General features: G+C 64.9%; 19 protein-coding genes. 5 read left to right on the top strand and 14 right to left on the bottom strand.

Going from position 1 to position 16,427, the window contains the following annotated elements; genetic code table 11:
* Nucleotides 1-369 precede the first annotated feature (369 nt).
* Entirely contained in the window at nucleotides 370-2,259 is a 1,890-nt protein-coding gene (locus ShzoTeo12_RS15795; protein ID WP_119257923.1) for an MFS transporter, read from the top strand.
* Nucleotides 2,260-2,317: 58 nt separating this feature from the next.
* Here the strand turns inward: ShzoTeo12_RS15795 and ShzoTeo12_RS15790 are convergent, their stop codons facing one another.
* From ShzoTeo12_RS15790 to ShzoTeo12_RS15770, 5 genes are all read right to left on the bottom strand, one after another.
* Complete coding sequence (locus ShzoTeo12_RS15790) at nucleotides 2,318-3,016, bottom strand: phosphatase PAP2 family protein (protein ID WP_318910332.1); 699 nt, start codon at nucleotides 3,014-3,016, stop codon at nucleotides 2,318-2,320.
* A 121-nt stretch (nucleotides 3,017-3,137) separates the two neighbouring features.
* Entirely contained in the window at nucleotides 3,138-4,250 is a 1,113-nt protein-coding gene (gene leuB / locus ShzoTeo12_RS15785) for a 3-isopropylmalate dehydrogenase (protein WP_318910330.1), read from the bottom strand.
* 96 nt (nucleotides 4,251-4,346) lie between these two features.
* Nucleotides 4,347-4,727, bottom strand: coding sequence for a RidA family protein (locus ShzoTeo12_RS15780; protein WP_119257921.1), 381 nt, complete (start codon nucleotides 4,725-4,727; stop codon nucleotides 4,347-4,349).
* Nucleotides 4,728-4,731: 4 nt separating this feature from the next.
* Nucleotides 4,732-5,337 carry a 3-isopropylmalate dehydratase small subunit gene (gene leuD, locus ShzoTeo12_RS15775; protein WP_119257920.1) on the bottom strand — a complete coding sequence of 202 codons (606 nt, stop codon included), beginning with the start codon at nucleotides 5,335-5,337 and terminating at the stop codon, nucleotides 4,732-4,734.
* Nucleotides 5,338-5,483: 146 nt separating this feature from the next.
* Nucleotides 5,484-5,732 (bottom strand): hypothetical protein, encoded by a 249-nt coding sequence (locus tag ShzoTeo12_RS15770; RefSeq protein ID WP_119257919.1) that lies wholly within the window; start codon nucleotides 5,730-5,732, stop codon nucleotides 5,484-5,486.
* 105 nt (nucleotides 5,733-5,837) lie between these two features.
* Between ShzoTeo12_RS15770 and ShzoTeo12_RS15765 the strand changes: the two genes are divergently transcribed.
* Both ShzoTeo12_RS15765 and ShzoTeo12_RS15760 read left to right on the top strand, forming a co-directional pair.
* Complete coding sequence (locus tag ShzoTeo12_RS15765) at nucleotides 5,838-6,749, top strand: HpcH/HpaI aldolase/citrate lyase family protein (RefSeq protein ID WP_119257918.1); 912 nt, start codon at nucleotides 5,838-5,840, stop codon at nucleotides 6,747-6,749.
* Nucleotides 6,746-6,952 carry a DUF1737 domain-containing protein gene (locus tag ShzoTeo12_RS15760; RefSeq protein WP_119257917.1) on the top strand — a complete coding sequence of 69 codons (207 nt, stop codon included), beginning with the start codon at nucleotides 6,746-6,748 and terminating at the stop codon, nucleotides 6,950-6,952. The genes ShzoTeo12_RS15765 and ShzoTeo12_RS15760 overlap by 4 nt, the downstream gene beginning before the upstream one ends.
* Before the next feature lie 191 nt (nucleotides 6,953-7,143).
* On the opposite strand, the gene ShzoTeo12_RS15755 is transcribed toward ShzoTeo12_RS15760, so the two are convergent.
* A complete protein-coding gene (locus ShzoTeo12_RS15755; RefSeq protein WP_119257916.1) occupies nucleotides 7,144-7,578 on the bottom strand; it encodes a metallopeptidase family protein in 435 nt (144 codons plus the stop codon).
* A gap of 319 nt (nucleotides 7,579-7,897) precedes the next feature.
* Between ShzoTeo12_RS15755 and ShzoTeo12_RS15750 the strand changes: the two genes are divergently transcribed.
* The gene (locus ShzoTeo12_RS15750) at nucleotides 7,898-8,209 is read left to right on the top strand and encodes a (2Fe-2S)-binding protein (RefSeq protein ID WP_119257915.1); all 312 of its coding nucleotides are present in this window, start codon (nucleotides 7,898-7,900) and stop codon (nucleotides 8,207-8,209) included.
* The gene (bfr, locus tag ShzoTeo12_RS15745; protein WP_119257914.1) at nucleotides 8,175-8,660 is read left to right on the top strand and encodes a bacterioferritin; all 486 of its coding nucleotides are present in this window, start codon (nucleotides 8,175-8,177) and stop codon (nucleotides 8,658-8,660) included. The genes ShzoTeo12_RS15750 and bfr overlap by 35 nt, the downstream gene beginning before the upstream one ends.
* Nucleotides 8,661-8,746: 86 nt before the next feature.
* Here the strand turns inward: bfr and ShzoTeo12_RS15740 are convergent, their stop codons facing one another.
* From ShzoTeo12_RS15740 to ShzoTeo12_RS15705, 8 genes are all read right to left on the bottom strand, one after another.
* Nucleotides 8,747-9,274: an RNA pyrophosphohydrolase gene (locus ShzoTeo12_RS15740; RefSeq protein WP_119257913.1), complete on the bottom strand. Its 528-nt coding sequence runs from the start codon at nucleotides 9,272-9,274 to the stop codon at nucleotides 8,747-8,749.
* A 9-nt stretch (nucleotides 9,275-9,283) separates the two neighbouring features.
* The gene (locus tag ShzoTeo12_RS15735) at nucleotides 9,284-10,477 is read right to left on the bottom strand and encodes a divergent polysaccharide deacetylase family protein (protein WP_318910327.1); all 1,194 of its coding nucleotides are present in this window, start codon (nucleotides 10,475-10,477) and stop codon (nucleotides 9,284-9,286) included.
* A gap of 70 nt (nucleotides 10,478-10,547) precedes the next feature.
* Entirely contained in the window at nucleotides 10,548-11,870 is a 1,323-nt protein-coding gene (locus tag ShzoTeo12_RS15730) for a S41 family peptidase (RefSeq protein WP_119257911.1), read from the bottom strand.
* Nucleotides 11,860-13,245 carry a murein hydrolase activator EnvC family protein gene (locus ShzoTeo12_RS15725; RefSeq protein WP_413251156.1) on the bottom strand — a complete coding sequence of 462 codons (1,386 nt, stop codon included), beginning with the start codon at nucleotides 13,243-13,245 and terminating at the stop codon, nucleotides 11,860-11,862. Before ShzoTeo12_RS15725 ends, ShzoTeo12_RS15730 begins: the two co-directional genes overlap by 11 nt.
* Nucleotides 13,246-13,430: 185 nt before the next feature.
* Nucleotides 13,431-13,913, bottom strand: a complete 483-nt coding sequence (rlmH, locus tag ShzoTeo12_RS15720) for a 23S rRNA (pseudouridine(1915)-N(3))-methyltransferase RlmH (protein ID WP_318910322.1) — start codon at nucleotides 13,911-13,913, stop codon at nucleotides 13,431-13,433.
* A 79-nt stretch (nucleotides 13,914-13,992) separates the two neighbouring features.
* A complete protein-coding gene (gene rsfS, locus ShzoTeo12_RS15715) occupies nucleotides 13,993-14,463 on the bottom strand; it encodes a ribosome silencing factor (protein ID WP_119257908.1) in 471 nt (156 codons plus the stop codon).
* Nucleotides 14,464-14,503: 40 nt separating this feature from the next.
* Nucleotides 14,504-15,112, bottom strand: a complete 609-nt coding sequence (locus ShzoTeo12_RS15710) for a nicotinate-nucleotide adenylyltransferase (RefSeq protein WP_245424876.1) — start codon at nucleotides 15,110-15,112, stop codon at nucleotides 14,504-14,506.
* A 37-nt stretch (nucleotides 15,113-15,149) separates the two neighbouring features.
* On the bottom strand, nucleotides 15,150-16,427 hold the full coding sequence (locus ShzoTeo12_RS15705) for a glutamate-5-semialdehyde dehydrogenase (RefSeq protein WP_318910320.1): 1,278 nt from the start codon (nucleotides 16,425-16,427) through the stop codon (nucleotides 15,150-15,152).

The raw sequence follows: 16,427 nt of genomic DNA, 5'->3' as shown, positions 1-16,427 counted from the left end.
ACGGTTTTCGTCGTCGTTTTGGCCGTTGTTTTGGAAATCGATACGCAATGACGAACCCGTCCGGCGTTGAAGGCCGGAGCGATCATGCGGGCGATGGACAGTCCAAAGCGGTACATGGCGGTTCCCTTGCGTGCGTGCTGAATACGCTCATCTGCCGAAGAGTCAAGTGTTGCGTGCGGCCGGGCGCATTTCACCGCCCGCCGTCTCCACTTTAGTCTTACGCCGAAAGTCATAAGCCCAAAGCAGCGCTGATATGACAATTGGTTTTCTGCCATCCTTCCATCAGGCGCACCCTGTCCGGGGTTTGAGGGAGAAACACCGGACCGCATAGGGGCTGCCCCGATACGCCGTTTTGTGGAGGACAAACAAATGGCCAATGTTTCGACCGTGGGCAACGCCAAGGCGTCGTCCATGACGGGCGAGCAGAAGAAGGTGATCTTCGCCTCTTCGCTCGGCACCGTCTTCGAGTGGTACGATTTCTATCTTTACGGTTCGCTGGCGATCTATATCGGCGCAACCTTCTTCAGCCAGTATCCGGAGACGACGCGCAACATCTTCGCGCTGCTCGCCTTTGCCGCCGGCTTCCTCGTGCGCCCGTTCGGCGCGCTGGTCTTCGGTCGCCTCGGCGATCTCGTCGGCCGCAAATATACCTTCCTCGTGACCATCCTGATCATGGGCTTCTCGACCTTCGTCGTGGGCCTCTTGCCCGGCGCCGCCTCGATCGGCATCGCCGCGCCGATCATCCTGATCGCGCTGCGCATGCTGCAGGGCCTGGCGCTCGGCGGCGAATATGGCGGTGCCGCGACCTACGTCGCCGAGCATGCGCCGGACGGCCGGCGCGGCTACTTCACCTCCTGGATCCAGACCACGGCGACGCTCGGCCTGTTCCTGTCGCTGATCGTCATCCTGGCGGTGCAGTTCATCGTCGGCAAGGAGGCTTTCGCGGCCTGGGGCTGGCGCATTCCGTTCCTCGTCTCGGTCGTCCTGCTCGGCGTTTCCGTCTGGATCCGCATGAAGATGAACGAATCGCCCGCCTTCGCGAAAATGAAGGAAGAGGGCAAGGGCTCCAAGGCGCCGCTGACGGAAGCCTTCGGCCAGTGGCGCAATGCCAAGATCGCGCTGCTGGCGCTGTTCGGCGCCGTCGTCGGCCAGGCCGTCGTCTGGTATTCCGGCCAGTTCTACGCCCTGTTCTTCCTGACGGGCGTGCTCAAGGTCGACGGCCAGTCCGCCAACATCATGGTGGCGGTCGCGCTGCTCATCGGCTCCGGCTTCTTCGTCTTCTTCGGCTGGCTGTCGGACAAGATCGGCCGCAAGCCGATCATCATGGCCGGCCTGCTGCTTGCCATGCTGACCTACTTCCCGCTGTTCAAGGCCATGACCTGGGCCGGCAATCCGGCACTGGCGGAAGCCCAGGCGACGATCCGCGCCACGGTCACCGCCGCCCCGGGCGACTGCAAGTTCCAGTTCAACCCGACCGGCACGGCGAAGTTCACCACCTCGTGCGATATCGCGACCTCGTTCCTGACGCAGAACTCCGTTCCCTATGACGTCGTCACCACGGCGCCGGCCGGAACGGCCGCCACGGTCAAGATCGGCGAAGAGACGATCACCAGCTACGACGCCGTCGCTTCGGGCGACGACGCCAAGGCGCACGAGGCGGCCTTCCGCAAGGGCATCAACATCGCGCTTCACGATGCGGGCTATCCGCTGGTTCGCGGCGCGGCGAAGGTTCCGGACTCCAAGCTGGACGCCTTCATCGCGGCTAACCCGGAACTCGGCCTCGATGCGGCTGCCGTTCGCGGCGGCGAGAAGGCCACCATGTCTTCGGCCGATCTCGTTGCCGGCAAGCTGCTGACGGCGGAAGAAGCCGCCGGGGCCGCCGACATGCCGGTCTATACGATCGACAAGGGCGGCGCCTTCACCATGGTCGCCGATCCGGCGCAGGTGAACTGGGTCATGACCATCGCCGTGCTGACCGTCCTCGTGATCTACGTCACGATGGTCTACGGCCCGATCGCCGCCCTGCTGGTCGAGCTCTTCCCGACCCGCATCCGCTACACCGGCATGTCGCTGCCCTACCATATCGGCAACGGCTGGTTCGGCGGTCTGCTTCCGGCGATGGCCTTCGCGATGAGCGCGGCCAAGGGCGACATCTACTACGGCCTCTGGTACCCGATCATCTTCGCGGGCATCACGCTGGTCATCGGCCTTCTCTTCCTGCCGGAAACGAAGGACCGCGACATCCACGCCATGGATTGATCACCCCCCTTCCGATCCGTTCATGGCGAGCCGGCCCGTGGCGACACGGGCCGGCTTTTCATTGGCCTTTCGGCGGCGTCGCGGATTTCGGCAGGGGCCAGCCGCGCGCGTCGAAGCGGAAGAGCCAGTTTGCGCGGGCGAAGAGATAGGCCGTGGCGATGGCCGTCCAGAGGCCGAGCAGCAGGCCGGCGGCCACGTCGCTCGGATAATGCGCGCCGACGACAACGCGCGAGACGCCGATCGCCAGCGCGCCGAGGAGGAAGAGCGGACGCAGCCGCGGCACCAGCATGGAGAAGGCGCCGAAGAACGCGCCGACGGCCGCCGAGTGGCCGGAGGGAAAGCTGGAATAGAGATCGTCATAGGCAAAGGGCGTGAGGCTGTAGGCGCCGTATTCGGCGAAAAGCTCCGGCCGCGCCCGCCCCACGATCAGCTTGACGAGATGGACGAGCGCGCTCGTCGCGCCGATCGTCAGGAAGAAGTAGAGCGACAGCCGCCCGCCGGTCCTCGCCCGCCCTGTTGTAGTCTCGTCGGCGCTTGCCCGGCCGACGACATAGGCAAGGATGACGAGGAAACCGGAGCCGTAGATCATCCAGCGGAAGGTGCCGAAATCGGTGATGCGCTCGTTGAAGGCGACCACGCCGCCCGGCAGTCCCCGGGCGCGTTCCGACAGCAGCGGATCGAAAGGAACGAGGGCCGCGACGAGGACGGCGGTGGCGGCGAGGATCCAGAGCGAGGAGGTCGCAAGCGATCGATTCATGGTCATCCCTTGATACGGCGTTGCTTCCATGTGTTGGCCGCCGCCGGCAATTCAAGGGAGGCAAACGAAAAAGGCTCCCGCTGCGCGTGCAGCGGGAGCCTTTTCAGTAATCCGCGAAGGCTCAGGCCGAGAGCTTCCTGAAGGCGGCGAGGATGGCGTCGCCCATCTCGGCGGTGCCGACCTTGCGGCAGCCTTCGGCCATGATGTCGCCGGTGCGGATGCCGCTGTCGAGGACTTCGGCAATGGCCTTTTCCAGGTTGTCGGCGTCCGCGACCATGTTGAACGAGTAGCGCAGGCACATGGCGAAGGAGGCGATCATGGCGATCGGGTTGGCGATGCCCTTGCCGGCGATATCGGGCGCCGAGCCGTGCACGGGCTCATAGAGGGCCTTGCGCTTGCCGGTCTTGGCGTCCGGCGCGCCGAGCGAGGCGGAGGGCAGCATGCCGAGCGAGCCGGTCAGCATGGCCGCGACGTCGGAGAGCATGTCGCCGAAGAGGTTGTCCGTCACGATGACGTCGAACTGCTTCGGCGCGCGTACCAGCTGCATGCCGCCGGCATCGGCGAGCATGTGCTCGAGCTGCACGTCGGAATAGCTGCGCTTGTGCGTTTCCGTCACGACCTGGTTCCAGAGCACGCCGGACTTCATGACGTTACGCTTTTCCATCGAGCAGACGCGGTTGCCGCGCGTGCGGGCCAACTCGAAGGCGACGCCGGCGATGCGCTCGATCTCGTAGGTGTCGTAGACCTGCGTGTCGATACCGCGCTTCTGGCCGTTGCCGAGGTCGATGATTTCCTTCGGCTCGCCGAAATAGACGCCGCCCGTCAGCTCGCGCACGATGAGAATGTCGAGGCCCTCGACGAGTTCCGGCTTCAGCGAGGAGGCATTGGCGAGCGCCGGATAGCAGATGGCCGGGCGCAGGTTCGCGAAGAGCTTCAAATCCTTGCGCAGGCGCAGCAGGCCGGCTTCGGGACGCACCTCGTAGGGAACGGCATCCCACTTCGGGCCGCCGACGGCGCCGAAGAGCACGGCGTCGGCCGCAAGCGCCTTCTCCATGTCGCCTTCCGAGATCGCCGCGCCATGGGCGTCATAGGCCGAGCCGCCGACGAGGCCTTCGTCGGTCTCAAAACCCGCGCCACGCTCGGCGTTCATATAGGCGATGATCTTGCGGACTTCCGCCATGGCTTCCGGGCCGATGCCGTCGCCGGGCAGAAGGAGGAGGGTACGCGCTGTCATGGGATGTTCCTTGATGTCACGGAAGGGTTGGGCGCTTCTTAGCGCAACTTCCGTTCAAGGAAAATCGCCGAAAGGAAAGATTTTTGCGCGGAGGACTCAGCCTCGGCGGAGCGCCGTGACCTCGATCTCGATCCGCATTTCCGGGCGGATCAGATCGCAGACGATCATGGTGGCGGCGGGGCGAATGGCGCCGAACGTCTCGCCGAGGATCGGGAAGACGCGGTCTGCGAAGGCCGCTTCGGTCACGTAGTAGTGGCAGCGTACCACATCGGCGAAGGAGAAGCCGGCGTCTTCGAGGACCCTGCCGATGGTGGAAAGGCAGTTGCGCGTCTGGTCCTCGACGCTTTCGGGCATGGTCATGGTCGCATAGTCGTAGCCGGTCGTGCCGGAAACGAAGCACCAGTTGCCCTCCACGACGGCGCGCGAATAGCCCGCCGTCGTTTCGAAGGGGGAGCCGGACGAGATCAGCCGGCGCACCGGGTCACGCCCAGGGGCGCGAAGCTGCGGTCTGCTTCTCGAAGCTGTCGATGGCGGGCGCCTTCTCCAGCGTCAGGCCGATGTCGTCGAGGCCGTTCAGGAGGCAATGGCGGCGGAAGGCGTCGATCTCGAAGCCGATGCGGCCGCCGTCGGGGCCGGTGATTTCCTGGGCCTCCAGGTCGACCGTCAGGATGGCGTTGGAGCCGCGGCTGGCATCGTCCATCAGCTTGTCCAGGTCTTCTTGGCTGACGACGATCGGCAGGATGCCGTTCTTGAAACAGTTGTTGTAGAAGATGTCGGCGAAGCTCGTGGAGATCACGCAGCGGATGCCGAAGTCGAGCAGCGCCCAGGGGGCATGCTCACGCGAGGAGCCGCAGCCGAAATTGTCGCCGGCGACCAGGATCGTGGCGTTCTGGTAGGCGGGCTTGTTCAGCACGAAGCTTTCGTTGACGCTGCCGTCCTCGTTGTAGCGCGCTTCGGCGAAGAGGCCCTTGCCGAGGCCGGTGCGCTTGATCGTCTTCAGGTAGTCCTTCGGAATGATCATGTCCGTGTCGATATTGACGACGGGGAGCGGCGCGGCGACGCCGGTCAGCTTGACGAACTTGTCCATGCGGAAACCCTCGAAATGCGGTGATGTCGGTTGGCCAAGCGTTTAGATCAGTTTCCCCGGAATTTGAAGGAGAATCTTGATCGCCGGCCGCAAACGCAAAGACCGGGCGTGCGCGACGCCCGGTATCCTGCCGGAAGAAGGCTTCCTCAGAGGTCGATGATCGTGCCCCGGCCGTCGTTCCAGATGCGCGGTTCGCGCTGGCCGGGTGCCCTGCGGTCATTGCGCGCGGTGGCGCGGACGGGGGCCGGCTGGAGCTTGTTCGCGAGCATGGAGCCGAGCATCAGCACGGTGACGATGCCGGCGATGGCAAGGCCGATGGAGGCTGCGAACAGGAAGGTCGCGCCGGCGACCAGCATGGCGAAGACGGTGAAGACGATGGAGCGGATGCGCTGCATTGATTTGCCCTTTCTATGACAGCAATGTGGGGGGTGATTTTGTTCATTGCAAGGCCGAACCTGCAGGCGCTTGCGGGCTGCGACAAAGCGCGGCAAAAAGGACGGATGAACAGGACACCGCACCATCATCCGCTTCGCCTGCGCCGCTCGGTGCTCAGCGTTCCCGCCGTCAATCCGCGGGCGCTCGCCAAGTCCGCCTCGCTCGATTGCGATGCGATCATCTTCGACCTCGAGGATTCCGTGCTGCCGGAGAAGAAGGCCGAGGCGCGCGCGGCGCTGGTCGCGCATTTTTCGACGCTCGACCGATCGGGCGGCCGGGAGCATGTCATCCGCATCAATCCGCTCGACGGCCCGGACGGCGTGCTGGACCTCGAAGCGGTGCTCGACTGCATGCCCGATGCGGTGCTGCTGCCCAAGGTCAGCGAGCCGCAGGACGTGCTCACCGTCGCCGACTGGCTTTCCGAGGCGGGCGTCGACGACGGCCCGCGCCTCTGGGCGATGATCGAGACGGCGGCCGCGCTCCTCAACCTTGCGGCCATCGCCGAGACGGGGCGCACCCATGGCGGACGGCTCGACTGCTTTGTCGTCGGGCTCAACGACCTGCGCAGGGAAACCGGCATCGCCGACATTCCCGGCCGCCCCTTTCTCGTGCCGCTGCTGCTGCAGGCGGTCGTCGCGGCGCGCGCCTGCGGGCTTGATGTCATCGACAGCGTCTTCAACGATTTTGCCGACGAGGACGGGTTCGCGGCGGAATGCCGGCAGGGACGCCAGATGGGTTTTGATGGCAAGATGCTCATTCATCCGACGCAGATCGCCGGGGCCAATGCGGCCTATGGCGTGACGGAGGCGGAGGCTGCCGAGGCTCTTGCCATCGTCGCCGCCTTCGGTGCGCCCGACAATGCGGGCAAAGCCGTCGTCAATATCGCCGGCCGCATGGTGGAAAAGCTCCATGCCGAGCAGGCCGAGCGCCTTCTCGCCAAGGCCGACCTCATCAACGAGAGAAAGAAGAACGCATGAAAGTCTACCGCTTCCTGACCGGCCCCGACGACGCCTCCTTCTGCCACAAGGTCACGCTGGCGCTGAACAAGGGCTGGGAGCTGCACGGCTCGCCGAGCTACGCCTACAATGCGGAGGCGAAGATCATGCAATGCGGCCAGGCCGTGGTGAAGGACGTGCCCGGCAAGGAGTATACGCCGGATATCAAGCTTTCGGAGCAGTAAGAGACGCTGCAAGGCGGCAAATTGCGTGAACTGCTAGAGTCAGGCTTGCCGCCCTCTCCTCCATGATCCTCGGGCTCGACCTGAGGATCCACACGGCAACTGCGGCAGGGATAGTCGGGTCAAGCCCGACCATGACAACAGAGAGGCGGCAGGTTTGTTCGCTATTGGTGCGCTCTGCCGTTGCGGCCGCCCTACCCCGCCGCGATCTCCGCGCTCGCCTCGATGCGCTCCATGTCGTCGTCCGACAGGCCGAAATGGTGGCCGATCTCGTGGATGAGGACATGGGTGATGATGTCGCCGAGCGTTTCCTCGTTCTCCGCCCAGTAGTCGAGGATCGGGCGGCGGTAGAGGGTGATGCGGTTCGGCATCTCGCCGGTCTCGACCGTGAAGCGCTCGCTGATGCCGCGGCCCTCGAAGAGGCCGAGCAGGTCGAAGGGCGTTTCCAGCGCCATGTCCTCGAAGACGTCGTCGCTCGGGAATTCGGCGATCTCGATGATGAGGTTGCCCGTCAGCGCGCGGAACTCCTCCGGCAGGTGGCCGTAAGCCTCCAGCGCCAGGGATTCGAAGGTGCTGATGGTCGGGGCGTGGCGGGTCTGCCAATCCTCGGTCTGGTCAATGCGGGCCATGGGCACTCCTTTGCCCGTCATATAGACGATTTTCAGCGTTTTTCGAGGGGCGAATTTGGGTGTGCCGTGTTGCGCGCTGTGAAGGCTCTTGCCGAGGTCGTCTGCAACAAAACGTGATCGGTCAGTTTGCCGCAGCAAGCCCGGGGTCTGCATTCGATGAAAATCCGTAACCGGCTGAAAAGGCGATATCTTTTGTCAAGATTAGAACGACTCTAAACGAATGAGGTGGCGAGACTGCCCGGTTCATTCTTGACAACGAATATCCTCTTTTGCTTAATCCCCGGAAATTCAGGACTTTGCGTATAGCAGGCAAGACGAAATGCTGGTTTGCAGCTGCAACTTCATCACCGAAAAAGAAATCGTCGACGTGATCAACGGCCTTCTCGACGAGGACTGTTGGCAGCTCATCGTGCCTGCAAAGGTCTATCACGCCATGCAGAAGCGCGGCCGTTGCTGCGGCTGCTTCCCCAACGTGGTCGATATCATCATTCGGACGACCGAAGCGTATCACGCCCGTCGTGACTCGACGGATGCCGAGATATTTGATTTCATGACCCGCCTCAAACAATTCCATGAAGAGAACAGGAGAGCGGATCTTGAAAGGCGACAAAAAGGTCATCGAGCAGCTTAACGAAGCGCTCTATCTCGAGCTGGGTGCTGTCAACCAGTACTGGCTCCACTACCGCCTTCTCGAGGACTGGGGTTACACGCTTCTCGCCAAGAAGGAGCGTGCCGAGTCCATCGAAGAGATGCAGCACGCCGACAAGCTCGTCGCCCGCATCATCTTCCTCGAAGGCCACCCGAACCTGCAGACCGTCGCACCGCTGCGTATCGGCCAGAACGTCAAGGAAGTCCTGGAAGCCGACCTTGCCGGCGAATACGACGCCCGCGCGGCCTACAAGAAGTCGCGCGACATCTGTCACGCGGCCGGCGACTATGTCACCATGAAGCTGTTCGAAGAATTGCTGATCGACGAGGAAGGCCATATCGACTTCCTCGAAACCCAGCTCGAACTGCTCGGCAAGCTCGGCGAGGAAAAATACGGCCAGCTCAACGCAGCGCCGGCCAACGAAGCCGAATAGGTTTTCAATTCCCGCAGATATGGAAAACCCCGGCTTTGCCGGGGTTTTTTGTTGTCGGGCGCGCGGTGGCTTGCCTCCGGGCCCGATCAGGGCGCCAGATGCGCGAAGGTCGAGACGACCTCCTCGTAGACCTTGCGCTTGAAGGGCACGATCAGCTCCGGCAGGTCGCGCATCGCCTTCCATTCCCAGGCGTCGAATTCGGCCTCGTGGCCGCCGGGCGGCGGGTTGATGGCGATCTCGCTTTCGCCGCCTTCGAAGCGGAAGGCGAACCAGCGCTGCGTCTGGCCGCGATACTTGCCCTTGAGGCCGATGCCGATCAGGTGGGTGGGCAGGTCGTAGTTGATCCAGCGCCCGGCGTCAGCGAGGAGTGACACGCTCTTCATGCCGGTTTCCTCGTAGAGTTCGCGGTAGGCGGCCTCCAGCGGGTCCTCGCCCTTGTCGATGCCGCCCTGCGGCATCTGCCAGAGCTGCGGCGAGCCGTCATATTCGGAATTGCCGACGGCCAGGCGCCGGCCGGCCCAGACCCTGTTTTCGGCGTTCAGCACCATGATGCCGACGCAGGGGCGATACGGCAGGTCCTCGGCCCGAACCACCTTGTCCTTATCCTTGCCCATTGAGATGTCCTATTTTCTGGCGGGAACGGCTGCGAGCGACGCGACGCCGACGATCTCGATGCCGCGGGTCTCCGCTTCCTCGCACCATTTGCCGATGGCGTCCACACTTTCGTCGAAGGCCGAGGCGATGCCGATCGCCGTGCCGTTGCGGCGGGCGATGCGCTCCAGCTCGTCGAGCTTCTTCAGCACCGCCTCGCGGGAAAGATCGGCGTCGAGCTGCAGGTCGGCGAAGGCATGCGGGGCCTCCACCGCCCCGGCGATCGTGCCGGAAAGCGACTGGGCGGAGCTGCCGTCGTCGAGGAAGAGCAGGCCGCGGCTGGCCACATCGCGGATCACCGGCTCCAGAGCATCGGCATCGGCGAGGAAGCGCCCGCCCATGAAGTTCACGAGGCCGGTATAGTTGGTGATCTTCGCCATGGCGCGGTGCAGTTCGGCAAGGTTCTGCGTCTCGCTGAAATCCGTGCGCAGCGTATAGGGGCCGGGATCGTTCTGCGGATAGTCGAAGGGTTCCAGCGGCATCTGCAGGAGGATTTCATGGCCGCCGCGGCGGGCTTCCTGCATCCAGCGCGACAGGCTGTTGCCGCTGGCGGCGAAGGCGAGCGTCACTTCCGCCGGCAGCTCGCGGATGGCGCGCTGCGTACCCGTCTGGCTGAGGCCGAGGCCGCCGACCACGATGGCGATGCGCGTGCCGCGCGCGCCGGACCAGGGCCGGGCATACTGGTCCATCGGCCGCGTGCCGTCGAGGCCGATGACGGGGATCTTGCCGTCCGAGGTCTCTTCCAAGAGGTCGTCGTTGGGGAAGGCCGCGGTGCGCGGATCCTGGCCGATGCGGTTCGCCTCGATGAGGAGCGGTCCTTTGCCGTCGCGCGTGCCGGGAGAATAGGTGCGCACGACATTGCCGTCGTCGGTCGTCGTTTCCTCGACGCGGGCGCCGGAAAGGCCGTTTGCGCGCCGCACGCCGCCCTTCGCCTCGGCGGTTTTCTGGTCGGCCTTGTCGGCCGCCGCATGGGCGTCTTCGGAAGGAGGCGTGAAAGGCGTGGTGGCAAGGCCGCTCGGCGCCAGCGCCGTCCAGCCGGAAAAGCCGAGAAGGCCGGCGACGACGAGCGCGGACACGAGGGCGCCGGCGGAGAACCGGGAAGGTCCCGCCGGTCCGGGCCTTGCCTTGCGGTCCTGGCCGAGAGGTGCGTGAATATCTGTGCCCAAGGTCAGTCCGCGCTGGCCGAAAGGTGCGGGGGAAACAGGGCCCGCCGATGGCGGGCCCTGCGCAGATGTCTTACTTCTTCAGCTCGGCCTTTTCCGGATTGGCCGGGAAGGACGGGTCGGTCTTCTGGCCGCGCAGCAGTTCCAGCGCGTATTGGAGCTGGACGTCGTCCTTGGCTTCCGGCGGAACGTAGGCGGAGGAACCGGAGCCCTGGTCCGTCTCGCTCTGGCCCTGGATATGGCCGCGCAGGCTCGATTCGCTGGCGTTCTCGACCTTGCCCTGCAATTCCGGCGGCAGCGGCTGGTCGATCGTGATGTCCGGCGTGATGCCGGTGCCCTGAATCGATTTGCCGGACGGCGTGTAGTAGAGCGCCGTCGTCAGGCGTAGCGCGCCAGCATCGCCCATCGGAATGATGGTCTGGACCGAGCCCTTGCCGAAGGAACGGGTGCCGACGACGGTGGCGCGGCGTAGATCCTGCAGCGCACCCGCGACGATTTCGGAAGCCGAGGCCGAGCCGCCGTTGATCAGCACGACCACCGGCTTGCCGTCGGAAAGGTCGCCCGGCGAGGCGTTGAAGCGACGGGTCTCGTCCTCGTTGCGGCCGCGGGTCGAAACGACCTCGCCGCGCTCCAGGAAGGCGTCGGAAACGTTGATCGCCTGGTCGAGCAGGCCGCCCGGATTGAGGCGGAGGTCCAGCACATAGCCCTTCAGCTTGTCGGCCGGGACCTGTTCCTTGATCTTGGCGATGGCGGTTTCGAGGTCGTCGAAGGTCTTCTCGGTGAAGGAGATGACGCGCAGGTAGCCGACATCGTTCTCGACGCGGAACTTCACGGCCTTCACGGCGATGATGTCGCGCTTGATGGTCAGCTCGATCGGCTTGTCGGCGCCCTTGCGGATCAGCGTCAGCTTGATCGGCGTGTTGACGGCGCCGCGCATCTTCTCGACCGCATCTTCCAGCTTCAGGCCGCGGACGTCCTGGCCGTCGATCTTCGAGATGAAGTCGCCGGCAAGAACGCCGGCGCGGGCGGCCGGCGTGTCGTCGATCGGTGTGATGACCTTGACGAGTTCGTCTTCCATCGTGACTTCGATGCCGAGGCCGCCGAACTCGCCGCGCGTCTGGGTGCGCATGTCCTCGGCGTCCTTGGCATTCATGTAGGAGGAATGCGGATCGAGCGAGGAGAGCATGCCGTTGATGGCATTCTCGATGAGCTGGTCTTCCTTCGGCGGCGTCACATACTGGGCGCGCACGCGTTCGAACACGTCACCGAAGATGGACAGTTCGCGATAGGTCGACGAACCGGCTGCTTCCGCGGGCAGGGTTACCGTGTTGATGACGCTCATGGCCGTAGCACCCATGAGTGCACCGACAATAACAAGTGAAGCCCTACGAATCATTGCGTGCCTTTCCAGATTTCTTGGCGGACCACCACGGCCGGGAATCAACCGGTTTTCCGTTCTTTCGGAATTCAATGTAAAGTGTCGGCTTGTCCGTTTCCAGCGCCAAAGCGTTGACACTCGCGACCCTTTTTTCACCCATCACGGCGAGCGGTTCTCCCGCCACGACGAACTGACCCTCCCGCACGCTCACCCTGTCCATGCCGGAAAGCACGAGATGGTAGCCTTCCCCGGCATTCAGGATGATCATGCGCCCGTAACTGCGAAACGTTCCGGCAAAGACGATCCATCCGTCCGAGGGGGCCGTGACCAGCGCGCCCGGATTGGCCGCCAGCGTCAGCCCCTGCGAATCGTGGCCGGTGCCGTCCGCCTCGCCGAACTGGCGCAGCACGTCTCCCGCCACGGGATAGTCGAGTTTTGCCTGCAACTGCGAAAATTCGTATGCCGGAGCAATGCGGTTTTTGTCGGGCACGCTGTCGCGGGCGAGCGCCCTCGCCTTCTCGCGTTCGGCCTCGCTTTGTCCGCGCCGTTCCTCTTCCTTGGCGCGGGCGAGCGCGGCGGCGTCGCGCACGGAGCCGATCTCCTGCTCCAGGCTGCCGATCAGCCCTTCGAGGCTGGTCGCGCGGGCGGCGAGCTCCTCCGCGCGGCGCCGTTCGGCGGCGAGCGTGCGGGCATTGGTCTCGGTCAGCGCCTCGTTCTCGGCGATCAGCATTTCCGAGCGCTTCTCCTCCTCGATGCGCACCTGCATGGCGTCGGTCAGCTCGGTCTTTTCGCGGTCGATATTGCTCTTGATGTCCATCAGGGCGGCGAGGTCGTCGATGAGCGCATCCGTCTCCTTGCGGATGCCGGGCACGACGGCGCCGAGCAGGATGGCGCTGCGCACCGAGGAAAGCGCGTCCTCCGGCGTCACCAGAAGGGCGGGCGGCGGGTTTCGCCCCATGCGCTGGAGCGCGGCGAGCACTTCGGCGAGCAGGCCGCGCCGCTCGTGCAGCGAGGCGCGCACGCCGGCTTCCCGGTCGCGCATGCCCTCCAGCCGCTTCTCGCCGTCGAGGATCTTCTCTTCCATCGCCTTGCGCCTGGCCGCCGACTGGACGATCGCCTCGCGCAGGCTCTGGCGCGACTTGTTGAGATTGGCGATCTCCGCTTCGAGCTGTCTGGTCTTCTCCGACGAAACGGTGATCGACTGGGAAAGGGCGTCAAGCTCCCGGCGCGTGCTGTCGCGGCGAAGGGCGAGCGCCGCGGCGGGATCGGGCTCGGCCTTCGGCAGCGAGCCGGTCTTTTCCAGCGCGACGGATGTCTCGTTGGGCTCGGCGGCGAGCGGGTGGGGAAGGAGGGCCAGCGACAGGGCAGCCGAGAGCATGGCCGGCCGCAGCAGGCGGCTGACACCTTCACCCGGATTGGCTGTGCCGGTCTTCCTCATCGCGTTCCGAACATTTTTTGGGCCGAACGTTTTGCTGGACCTGCTCTATGCTGATTTGCCGATTTCGCCAACAAACAGCGCCAAAAATACGGCCTCCGCCATCATGGGGCGCGAGGCTTGCGCGGCCATGATGCTATCCGTCAGCTGCGGTGGTAGGGATGGCCGGAGAGGATGGTGACGGCGCGGTAGAGCTGTTCGGCCAGCAGGATGCGCACGAGCTGGTGCGGCCAGGTCATCTTGCCGAGGCAGAGCGTGGCGTTGGCGCGCTCGTAAAGGGCGGGGTCGAGCCCGTCTGCGCCGCCGATGGCGATCATCAGGTCGCGTTTGCCGGAATCGCGGAAGCCGGCGAGAAAATCGGCAAAGGCCGGGGAATCGAGCGATTTGCCGCGCTCGTCGAGCAGGATCAGCACGGCGCCGTCGGGCAGCGCCTTTTCCAGCATGGCCGCTTCCTCGCGCTTGCGCGTGTCGGCATTGCCGGCCCGGCTTTCGCCGACTTCGGCAAGCTTGCCGAGTTCGAGGCCGATGGCGGGACCGGCCTTCGCGAAACGGTCGATATAGCGGGCCGCAAGTTCCTTCTCAGGGCCGGCCTTCAGCCGTCCCACCGAAAAAAGTCCAACCCGCATCGCCTCAAGCCCTGTCCGTTCGGGTGACGCGCAACCGCGCCACCGCCTGCTTTCGCCGGACAGGTGCCCGGCGTCTGGATTAGTGTACCGTGCCGTCCTCGATCTCGGGAGCCGCCCACATCCGTTCGATGTTGTAGAACTCCCGGACTTCCGGCCGGAACACGTGGATGATGATATCGCCCGTGTCGATCAGCACCCAGTCGCCCGCCTCAAGGCCCTCGACGCGGGCATTACCCAGGCCTTCGTCCTTGAGATCGGTGATGAGGTGATCGGCGATCGCCATGACATGACGGTTCGAGCGTCCGGACACGACCACCATGTAGTCGCCCAGCGCCGATTTTCCGGCAATGTTGATGGTGACGATATCTTCCGCCTTGGAGTCCTCGAGGCTTGCGAGGACCAGTTGAAGGGCCCGGTCGGCGGCATCATCGCCCCTTCCCGCGCTCCTGGAGAAAACGCCGACGACGTTTCCCTTTGCGTGCACTGTTGTCAGGTTCGTTCCTTTCTGGATACAAGCAGCACGTCCCGTACCGGCAAAACGCGCCGGCACCTACCAAATGTAGGCACCGATGGGGGGCAGTTTCAAGACGTCACTTCTGAGGGATGGTTTTCTCTAGCGTCGCGCCCTTGCGCAGCGCCGTGGAACTGAGGGCCGAACGCGGCCCGTGAATGAAGGTCCAGGCCGGCGCCGGGCGGCCGGGAAGCGACATGGCATCCTCCTCGTCGACGCGGGCATGGTCGAAGGTCTTGGCCATGCGGGAGGAAAGATAGGAGAGCGTCGAGCCCGGCCGGTCGATGACGGCGATGGGGAAGGTGCAGGCGATCTTCCGCCAGTTTTGCCAGTGATGGAAGGTGCCGAGATTGTCGGCGCCCATGATCCAGACGAAATTCACGCCGCGGTTCAGCGCCTGGACCCGTTCGAGCGTCTTGGCCGTGTAGCTCTGGCCGAGCCGCTTCTCGAAGGCCGTCACCTTGACGCGCGGACCGGGTGCGATGGCCTCGCTGAGGCGAATGCGTTCGGCGAGCGGGGCCAGTTCCCGGTGGTCCTTCAGCGGGTTGCCGGGCGTCACCATCCACCAGAGCTGGTCGAGGCCGAGGCGGCGCAGCGCGGTTTCCGCGACGAGCGCATGGCCCTGGTGCGGCGGGTTGAAGGAGCCGCCGAAAAGGCCCACCGACATGCCTTTCTCGACATGCGGCATCCGGAGGTAGCGCTCTGCAACCGTGTCCGCCGTCACCTCAGGGCCGCACCTGTCCGGTGCCGCGCACGCGGTATTTGAAGGAGGTGAGCTGCTCGACCCCAACCGGGCCGCGCGCATGCATCTTGCCGGTCGCGATGCCGATCTCGCCGCCCATGCCGAATTCGCCGCCATCGGCGAACTGGGTGGAGGCATTGTGCAGGAGGATGGCCGAATCGATCTCGGTGAAGAAGCGCTCGACGACCGCCGGATCCTCGGCGATGACGGCTTCCGTATGGGCGGAGGACCAGCGGTTGATGTGCTCGATGGCGCCGGAAATGCCGTCGACCAGCGAGACCGAGAGGATGGCGTCGAGATATTCCGTCGACCAGTCCGCTTCCGTTGCGGCAACGAGGCCCGGGATGCGGCCGCGGATTTCCTCCGTCGCGCGCACTTCGCAGCCGGCGGCGACAAGACCTTCGACCAGCGGGGCGAGATGGGTGTCTGCGACGGCGCGGTCGATCAGCAGCGTCTCCATAGAGCCGCAGATGCCCGTGCGGCGCATCTTGGCGTTGACGGCGATCTTTTTCGCCATGTCGAGATCGGCGGACTTGTCGACGTAGACATGGCAGAGGCCTTCGAGATGGGCGAAGACCGGCACGCGCGCCTCGCTCTGCACCCTCGCGACGAGGCTCTTGCCGCCGCGCGGCACGATGACGTCGATGGCGCCGCCAAGACCGGACAGCATGGCGCCCACGGCGGCGCGGTCCGTCACCGGCACATACTGGATCGCATGTTCCGGAAGGCCGGTGGCCTTCAGGCCGGCGACCAGGCAGGAATGGATCGCCTGCGATGAATTCACGCTGTCCGAGCCGCCGCGCAGGATCACGGCATTGCCGGCCTTCAGGCACAGCGCGCCGGCATCCGCCGTCACGTTCGGGCGGCTCTCATAGATGACGCCGATGACGCCGAGCGGCGTGCGCACGCGCTCGATATGAAGGCCGTTCGGCCGGTCCCATTCGGCGATGACGTCGCCGACAGGGTCCTTGAGCGCGGCGATGTCGCGGATCGCGCCGGCAATGCCCTCGATGCGCTCGGCGGTCAGCGTCAGCCGGTCGATGAAGGAGGCCGCGACGCCGCTCTCCTTCGCATTGGCAAGGTCGATGGCATTGGCGGCAAGGATCGCCTCGCGATGCGCGAGGATTTCAGCAGCCATGGCTTCAAGGGCGCGGTTCTTCTGATCGGCCGTGGCGATGGCGAGCGGGCGGGCGGCGGCGCGGGCATTGCGGCCGATTTCGGCCATCAGGCTGTCGATGTCGGTCTTCACCTGGTCAAGCAT

This window comes from Shinella zoogloeoides (assembly GCF_033705735.1).
Lineage (GTDB): Bacteria > Pseudomonadota > Alphaproteobacteria > Rhizobiales > Rhizobiaceae > Shinella > Shinella zoogloeoides_A.
Note: the sequence above shows the minus strand (reverse complement) of the source record. Positions and strands in the feature narration are given on the sequence as shown.

Excerpts from the sequence above, each read along its gene's own strand:
- ShzoTeo12_RS15795 (WP_119257923.1), top strand. The coding sequence starts at position 370 with ATGGCCAATGTTTCGACCGTGGGCAACGCCAAGGCGTCGTCCATGACG.
- ShzoTeo12_RS15790 (WP_318910332.1), bottom strand. The coding sequence starts at position 3,016 with ATGAATCGATCGCTTGCGACCTCCTCGCTCTGGATCCTCGCCGCCACC.
- leuB (WP_318910330.1), bottom strand. The coding sequence starts at position 4,250 with ATGACAGCGCGTACCCTCCTCCTTCTGCCCGGCGACGGCATCGGCCCG.
- leuD (WP_119257920.1), bottom strand. The coding sequence starts at position 5,337 with ATGGACAAGTTCGTCAAGCTGACCGGCGTCGCCGCGCCGCTCCCCGTC.
- ShzoTeo12_RS15770 (WP_119257919.1), bottom strand. The coding sequence starts at position 5,732 with ATGCAGCGCATCCGCTCCATCGTCTTCACCGTCTTCGCCATGCTGGTC.
- ShzoTeo12_RS15765 (WP_119257918.1), top strand. The coding sequence starts at position 5,838 with ATGAACAGGACACCGCACCATCATCCGCTTCGCCTGCGCCGCTCGGTG.
- ShzoTeo12_RS15760 (WP_119257917.1), top strand. The coding sequence starts at position 6,746 with ATGAAAGTCTACCGCTTCCTGACCGGCCCCGACGACGCCTCCTTCTGC.
- ShzoTeo12_RS15755 (WP_119257916.1), bottom strand. The coding sequence starts at position 7,578 with ATGGCCCGCATTGACCAGACCGAGGATTGGCAGACCCGCCACGCCCCG.
- ShzoTeo12_RS15750 (WP_119257915.1), top strand. The coding sequence starts at position 7,898 with ATGCTGGTTTGCAGCTGCAACTTCATCACCGAAAAAGAAATCGTCGAC.
- ShzoTeo12_RS15740 (WP_119257913.1), bottom strand. The coding sequence starts at position 9,274 with ATGGGCAAGGATAAGGACAAGGTGGTTCGGGCCGAGGACCTGCCGTAT.
- ShzoTeo12_RS15730 (WP_119257911.1), bottom strand. The coding sequence starts at position 11,870 with ATGATTCGTAGGGCTTCACTTGTTATTGTCGGTGCACTCATGGGTGCT.
- rlmH (WP_318910322.1), bottom strand. The coding sequence starts at position 13,913 with ATGCGGGTTGGACTTTTTTCGGTGGGACGGCTGAAGGCCGGCCCTGAG.
- ShzoTeo12_RS15710 (WP_245424876.1), bottom strand. The coding sequence starts at position 15,112 with ATGCCGCATGTCGAGAAAGGCATGTCGGTGGGCCTTTTCGGCGGCTCC.
- ShzoTeo12_RS15705 (WP_318910320.1), bottom strand. The coding sequence starts at position 16,427 with ATGCTTGACCAGGTGAAGACCGACATCGACAGCCTGATGGCCGAAATC.